The following is a 7,014-nucleotide window of genomic DNA, read 5'->3' as shown; positions in this document are numbered from 1 at the left end:
ACGCTGGAGGAGCTGCGGCACATGGTCGGCATCCTGCGCGCAGCGGGCGGCACCCCGCGCGGGACGCCGGACGGTGCGGCCCCGGCGGAGCTGGCGCCCCAGCCGGACCTGGCCGAACTGCCGCGGCTGATCGAGATGTCGGCGCTGGACGTGACGTACGAGAACGGCGTGGACGGGGACGTGCCCACGGACCGGACCGTGGAGCGGGCGGCGTTCCGCACGGTGCAGGAGGCGCTGACGAACGTACGCAAGCACGCGCCGGGCGCCCGCGTACGGGTCCGGGTCGCGCCCCGGCAGGAGAGGGAGGCCGGGCTGCTGGTCGAGGTGCGGAACGGCCCGCCGGACGCGGGCGCCGACACCCCGCAGCTGCCCGGCGGCGGCCACGGCCTGGTGGGCCTCCGCGAACGCGCCCAGAGCCTCGGCGGCACGCTGGAGGCCCGCCCCACCCCGGACGGCGGCTTCGTGGTCCGCGCGGAGTTCCCCCGGCGAGCGGCTTGAGGGGAGGGGCGACGTTGGGCTGCGGGGGCGTGGGGCGGGGCGGCGCGGGCCAGCAGGGGGCGGGGGTGAAGGGGCGGCGGAGGGGTGAGCTGCGGAGCGGCGGGGGTGTCAGACCCTGCCGCTACTGTGTTGAGAAGGGGACCTCGCATCCCCCCATGGGGGAAGAAGAGCGGGGGAAACGGTACGGCGAGCACTGAGGCAACCGCCGGCCGGGCGCACCGGAGAAGGGCAGCCGGGCAGCCATCGACGGGAAGGGCAGCCGCCGTCCGCCGGAGAGGGGCCGTTCTCAGGCGGAAAGGGGCGCGGCGGTCTCGTCGACCGCCGTGGCGACGTCCGGGTAGACCTCGAAGAGGCGGCGGACACCGAGTGCCGCCAGTACGCGGTTCACGTGGGAGCCGTCCACCGCTCCCTGGGCGGGCAGGATCAGCCGGAGCCGGCCCTGGCAGGAGCGCATCAGCCGGCGCGCGGCGATGAGTACGCCGACGCCGCTGGAGTCGCAGAACTGCACCCCGGACAGGTCCAGCACGACGCTGCGGCGGCCCTCGGCGACCGCGTCGTGGACGTGCTGGCGTACCGAAGGGGACGTGACCAGATCCATCTCACCGGACACCCGCAGCACCGCCCAGCGGCCCTGCTCGTCCTCTGCCACCTTCAACGTCACGCGCTCGAAGCCTTTCGCTCGCTTGCGGACCGGACGCCTCCGGGGGAGACCGGAACGCACCCTTCCCTTCGCATCGGCTGCCCGGCACCGCTCCCCTGAAACGCGTGGGAATTTCTGGCGCAACAGGCCGCCACAACCCAGGCTATGCCCTGGATCACTGGCTTTTCCTCCCGCGTCCGGTCACACACGAATAACGTGCGGGCAGAAAAGGGCATGAACGATCCGTATCAGTCGACTTCTGTCGAGCACCACCACCAGAAAGTGACGGGAGCTATACCACCCGCAGTCGGAGGACGGCTCGTTTTGCCGTAAAGGAAGGTGCGCCGGCGGACCGGAGCACTACATTCGATGACACGGCGCACACACGACGGACTCTGTGACGATGAACTTCTGTGACGGTGGGCACAGCGGCGACGGCGAAGGGGGCCGTGGATGGTGAACGAAGCGCCACCGCGCTGGGACAGGCGGATGCAGCAGCGGCTCGCGCGCGGCGAAGCGGCCGCGCTGGGCGAGCTGTACGACCGTTTCGCTTCGCTTGTGCACAGCCTTGCGCACCGCGTCCTGGAGGACGAGGAGGCCGCCGACCGGATCACCCGTGAGGTCTTCGGCTACATATGGGAGAACCCCGACGCGTACGACCCCAAGCAGGGTTCGATGCGCTCCTGGGTCGCCACCCTCACCCACCGCCAGGCCGTGCACCGGCTGCGTCAGGCCGAGGCCGCCTCCGCGCTGGACTGCGGCGCCGACGCACCGGAACCGGCCGAGATCGAGCAGAAGATCAACGCAGCCTCCACGGCGGCCCGTGCCGACTACATCGTCACCTCCATGCCGGCGCCGCTGCGCGCCGCGCTGGAACTGGCCTACTTCCAGCGCCGCGACTACCGCCAGACCGCCGCCGACCTCGGCGTCACCGAGGACGAGGCGCGCCGCCGGCTCCGGCTCGGCCTGCAGCTGCTCGCCACCGCGCACGGCCACCGGGCGGGGCCGGCAGCGCCGGACCGCCCCGGCACCCCGCCGCCCTCCGGCTCCGGATACGGGCGGGCGCTGTGAACGGCCCCGAGGACTGGGACCGCTTCGGCCCGCGGGGCCCCGAGGGCACGGGGCCCTGCCCCGGCCGTGGCGAGCGCCCGCGGATACCGGCCCCGCGCCGCGCCGCCGAGGACGAGGGCCCGCTGCCCGACGTACGGGCACCGCGTCCCGGACCGGACCCGCAGCCGGAGCCGGCCGTGCCCGGCGACACCCCCGGCACCGACGACCCCGGTGCCGGGCCCACTGCCGCCGAGGAGGACCGGATCACGGAAGCCGGAGGGGAAGGGAGTACGGGAGGGGAAGGGAGTACCGGCGGCGCCGGCCGGCCCGAGCCGCCGCACGCGGTGCTCAAGTCGCTGCTGGGCGCCTGGGCGCTGGCCGCCTGCTCGGCCGAGGAGACCGCGGCGGTCGAGGCGCACCTCACGGACTGCGCCGTGTGCGCCGACGAGGCGCTGCGGCTGCGGGACGCGGTGGGCCTGCTGCACCCCGCCGACAGCCTGGACCTGGATCCGCTGCTGCGCAGCCGGGTCCTGGAGGGCTGCCTGGGGCGCCGGCCGGCGCGTATCCCGGTGCCCGAGTGGGCCGGTCCGTACGACGCGGAGACCGCCAAGCTGGACGCGCTGCTGCGGGACATGGGCGAGGCGGAGTGGCGGGCACCGGTGCGGCTGCGGTGGTTCGAGAACGACCGGGAGGCCGGCCGTACCACGACCGTCGCCGGTGTGATCGGCCATCTCATGACCGTGGACGGCCTGGTCGCCACGGCCCTCGGGCTGACCGACCCGCTGGGTGCCGAGGTCCCGGAGGACTCCCCCACCGACCCGACGGCGCGCACGCTCGCGTACTGGCGGACCGCGGTGCACGAGGAGTCGCCGCTCGCGACCCGTGAGCCGTGGCGGGAGCAGAGCCACGCGCTCATACGGACGGTGGCCTTCGCCGGCCGCGGGGTCGCCGAACTGGCCGTGCCCTACGGTGACTTCCGGCTGCCGCTGCGCGACTCCCTGCTGGAACGTGCCTTTGAGTGCTGGGTGCACGCCGGGGACATCGCCGACGCGGTGGACTATCCGTACGAGGCGCCGGCCGCTCCGCACATGCACGGCATGGTCGACCTGGCAGCGCGGCTGCTGCCCTCGGCGCTGGCCGTACGGCGCCGCGCCGGGCTGGCCACGCCGCCGCGGCGGCTGGTCGAGGCGGGCACACCGGGGCGGACGCTGCACCTGGAGGTGGAGGGCAGCGGCGGCGGCCACTGGTACATCGCGCTGGACTCGCCGGGCGCGCTCGGCACGCCGGACCACACCGTCGCGCACATCGCGCTGGACAGCGTGGAGTTCTGCCAGCTGGCCGCGGGGCATGTGTCGCCCGAGGACGCGGCGGCGGGCCAGCACGGCGAGCGGGAGGCCATCCGGGACGTCCTCTTCGCTACGGCCTCGCTCTCGCGCCTCTGACCACGGTCGGAGGCGCGAGCTGCGGGGCCCTCGGGCGAACGCGAGCGGCGGGTCCTCAGGCGCCCGCGAGCGGGGGCCTCACGCGAACGTGAGAGGGGGCCTCACGCGAACGGGAGTGGCGGGCCTCAGGCGAAGACGACCGTACGGCTGCCGTTGAGCAGTACGCGGCGCTCGCTGTGCCACTTCACGGCGCGGGCGAGCGCCTGGCACTCCACGTCCCGGCCGACGGCAACGAGCTGGTCGGGGGTGACGTCGTGGCCGACGCGCGCGACCTCCTGCTCGATGATCGGGCCCTCGTCGAGGTCGGCGGTGACGTAGTGCGCGGTGGCGCCGATCAGCTTCACGCCGCGCGCGTGCGCCTGGTGGTACGGCTTCGCGCCCTTGAAGCTCGGCAGGAAGGAGTGGTGGATGTTGATGATCCGCCCCGACAGCTCCTTGCACAGGTCGTCGGAGAGCACCTGCATGTACCGGGCCAGGACGACCAGCTCGACCTGCTCGGCCCGGACCAGTTCCAGCAGCTGCGCCTCGGCCTGCGCCTTGGTGTCCTTCGTCACCGGGATGTGGTGGAAGGGGATGTCGTACGAGGCGACCAGTTCGGCGAAGTCGGTGTGGTTGGAGACCACGGCCGCGATCTCCACCGGCAGCGCGCCGATGCGGGAGCGGAAGAGCAGGTCGTTCAGGCAGTGCCCGAACTTGGACACCATCAGGATGACGCGCATCTTCTCGTCGCCCCGGTGGATCTGCCAGTCCATCTGGAAGGAGTCACCGACGGCGGCGAAGCTGGCGCGCAGCTTCTCCAGCGTGACGGCGGTCTCGGCGCGGAAGTGGACCCGCATGAAGAAGAGCCCGGTGTCCCGGTCCCCGAACTGCTGGCTGTCCACGATGTTGCACCCGGTCATGAAGAGGTAGCTGGACACCGCGTGCACGATGCCCTGCTTGTCCGGGCAGGACAGGGTCAGGACGTACTGATCGGAGAGGGCGGGCTTCGACTGGCTCATGAGGACAAAGGGTCGCACATTCCGGCCCGACGTTCACCGTCCGCTCCCTCCGCCACCTGCGCGGAGGTGCCGCTCGCGCGGGCCAGGTGTGGCCCGGCTCACTCCTGCGGTTCCAGGCCCCTGGTCATGATGGCGAGCACTTCGAGGGAGCGCGGCGGCGCGTCCGGGTCCTCGCCGTCGGCGGTGGCCATGCGGACGTGGGCGTCCCGCGCGGCGCGTACGGCCTCGGGCCAGCCGTGGTGCTCCAGGTACTCGGTCGCCGGAGCGTCGGCGCCGACCTGGTGCAGTATGCGCAGCACCCGGAGCACGGCGACGTCGACGAGCGCGGCTTCCTGGGAGTCCCGGAATATCGTGCCGACGTACTTCTCGGCGGACCAGTTGTCCAGCCAGGTGTCCTCCACCAGCCGGTACACGGCGTCGGTCACGTCGCCGTACCCGGGCAGGCCGGCCACCCAGGTCTCCTGCTGGAAGACGGGGTCGGAAAGCATGTGCAGCGCGGAGCGCACATTGGCGCGCCAGCGCCACCACGGCATGTCGTTGAGCGGCATGGCGCCCATGGTGGTCGAGCGACGGCCGCGACGGGAAGACTTCTCCGAACCTTGCACAGCAATCGATCGTACGTTCTCGGCCGGAGTGCGGTGTCCGGGGCTCCCCGTTCCCGGCCGGAGCACGGTGACCTGACCTCCGGCAGACCGGCGGCCGGACCGCTCCGGCTGACCGGTGGCCGCGACGTCCGGATTCCGGACGGAGGGTGGCGCCGGGAACTCTCCCGCTGTTCACCTCGGAGTCACTTTCCGTTGCCCGGACGGCACGCAGATGTTCCGTCCTGGCCGGAAAAGTGCGGGGACATGACCGGACGGCGACGTTCCTTCCCCCGCTTCTCCCACCGCGCCACCGCGATCCGCTCAGCGACGGCGTGTACGGCGGTGATGGCGTCCCTGCTGACCGGCTGCGGCTCGCTCTCCGGTGCCGAGAGCAACGCCGCCGCCGGGGACCGGCCCACCCTCACCGTCATGACCTGGGCCCCGTCCGGCACCAAGGGCACGAACATGGCCGGCATGCCCGCCATGGCCGAGGCGTACGCGCGCTGGGTGAACTCCAAGGGCGGCATCGCCGGCCACCACCTGCGGGTCCTCACCTGCAACGAACGCAACGACTCGGTCGCCGCGGCACGCTGCGCCCAGCGGGCCGTCGACGCGCACGCCGTCGCCGTCGTCGGCTCGTACAGCCGGCAGGGCCGTGCCTTCATGGGCCCGCTGGAGGCCGCCGGCATCCCGTACATCGGCGGGTACGGCGTCTCCGGCGAGGAGTTCGACAGTCCGCTGTCCTACCCGGTCAACGGCGGCCAGGCGGCCCTGCTCGCGGGCAACGGCCGGCAGCTCGCCGCCGAGTGCAAGCGCGTCTCGCTGGTCCGCCCGGACACCATCCAGGGCGACCAGATGCCGCCGATCCTCAACGCCGGGCTGGCCGCCGGCAGCCGCGCGGCGGCCCACGACATCCGGGCGCCCGAGAACGCCACCGACTACACCGAAGCCGCCCAGGAGGCGCTGGACAAGGTCGGGGCCGATCCGGCGCTCTACGGCACGGCGGAGTTCGGCGCCCGGGCCAAGGGCTCCTGCGTGACGGCCAACCTCGGCGAACACACCGACACCTTCTTCGACTCCTTCCGGCGCCTCCAGGAGGACAAGCCGAAGGTGCAGATGGCGTCCGTGCTCGGCAGCGTGAACCAGACGCTGGTGGACCGTACGGGCGGCAAGTCCAGCCCGCTGGAGGGCGCGCTGGTCACCGGCTGGTACCCGGACGCCCGCGACCCGCGCTGGAAGCCCATGCGCGACGTGATCACCGAGCACGCCTTCGACGACAACCGCATCGACCCGGCGGACGCCGGCGTCCAGACGACCTGGATCGCGTACACCGTGCTCCGCCAGACGATCGAGCAGGTCACCGAGGAGGGCCGGGACGTCACCGCGCGCTCCCTGCAGCAGGCGCTGGACAGCGGCGACCGGGCGGTCGACACCGGCGGCCTGACCCCGAAGCTGCGCTGGCGCTACGACGACATGCTCGCCGTGCAGTCCTTCCCCCGGATCGTGAACGCGATGGTGACCTACCAGGTCGTACGGGACGGCCGGCTGGTCACCACCCACTCGGGCTTCGTGAACCTCACCAGGACGCTGGAGAAGCCGCGGCAGGACTCCTGACCGGCAGCCTTGCCCGGGGCCCCCGGCCGTCCGGGCCGGGGGCCCGGCAGGCTCAGAGCTGTTCGGGGCTGTGCTCGGTCAGGCCGTACTTCTTCGCGATCGGGTTCCACAGCTTCGCGGCTTCCTTCTTGGCCGTGGTGGCCTGGCCGCTGGCGGTGTTGCCCTGCACGGCCGCCTTGGTGCCGCGC

At 72.8% G+C, this 7,014-nt stretch carries 7 protein-coding genes; 4 read left to right on the top strand and 3 right to left on the bottom strand.

The annotated features are described in order from the left end of the window. Positions 1 to 498: sensor histidine kinase (locus C3486_RS35715; RefSeq protein WP_374936965.1), on the top strand; the 498-nt coding region annotated here is incomplete at its 5' end. Positions 499 to 784: 286 nt separating this feature from the next. Here the strand turns inward: C3486_RS35715 and C3486_RS35710 are convergent. Continuing rightward, on the bottom strand, positions 785 to 1,159 hold the full coding sequence (locus C3486_RS35710) for an STAS domain-containing protein (protein WP_103837021.1): 375 nt from the start codon (positions 1,157 to 1,159) through the stop codon (positions 785 to 787). 432 nt (positions 1,160 to 1,591) lie between these two features. Here C3486_RS35710 and C3486_RS35705 point away from each other — a divergent pair, with 432 nt between their 5' ends. Continuing rightward, positions 1,592 to 2,209, top strand: a complete 618-nt coding sequence (locus C3486_RS35705; RefSeq protein ID WP_103837020.1) for a sigma-70 family RNA polymerase sigma factor — start codon at positions 1,592 to 1,594, stop codon at positions 2,207 to 2,209. Beyond that, positions 2,206 to 3,630 carry a zf-HC2 domain-containing protein gene (locus tag C3486_RS35700; RefSeq protein ID WP_181138805.1) on the top strand — a complete coding sequence of 475 codons (1,425 nt, stop codon included), beginning with the start codon at positions 2,206 to 2,208 and terminating at the stop codon, positions 3,628 to 3,630. Before C3486_RS35705 ends, C3486_RS35700 begins: the two co-directional genes overlap by 4 nt. Before the next feature lie 125 nt (positions 3,631 to 3,755). On the opposite strand, the gene purU is transcribed toward C3486_RS35700, so the two are convergent. Next, positions 3,756 to 4,628: a formyltetrahydrofolate deformylase gene (gene purU / locus C3486_RS35695; RefSeq protein WP_103837019.1), complete on the bottom strand. Its 873-nt coding sequence runs from the start codon at positions 4,626 to 4,628 to the stop codon at positions 3,756 to 3,758. A 98-nt stretch (positions 4,629 to 4,726) separates the two neighbouring features. Then, positions 4,727 to 5,239 carry a hypothetical protein gene (locus C3486_RS35690; RefSeq protein WP_103837022.1) on the bottom strand — a complete coding sequence of 171 codons (513 nt, stop codon included), beginning with the start codon at positions 5,237 to 5,239 and terminating at the stop codon, positions 4,727 to 4,729. 237 nt (positions 5,240 to 5,476) lie between these two features. Here C3486_RS35690 and C3486_RS35685 point away from each other — a divergent pair, with 237 nt between their 5' ends. Beyond that, positions 5,477 to 6,826 (top strand): ABC transporter substrate-binding protein, encoded by a 1,350-nt coding sequence (locus tag C3486_RS35685; protein ID WP_103837018.1) that lies wholly within the window; start codon positions 5,477 to 5,479, stop codon positions 6,824 to 6,826. Positions 6,827 to 7,014: the final 188 nt, after the last annotated feature.

It is taken from the genome of Streptomyces sp. Ru73, assembly GCF_002920575.1.
Taxonomy (GTDB): domain Bacteria; phylum Actinomycetota; class Actinomycetes; order Streptomycetales; family Streptomycetaceae; genus Streptomyces.
The sequence above is the reverse complement of the archived record's forward strand: the minus strand, read 5'-3'. Positions and strand labels throughout refer to the sequence as shown.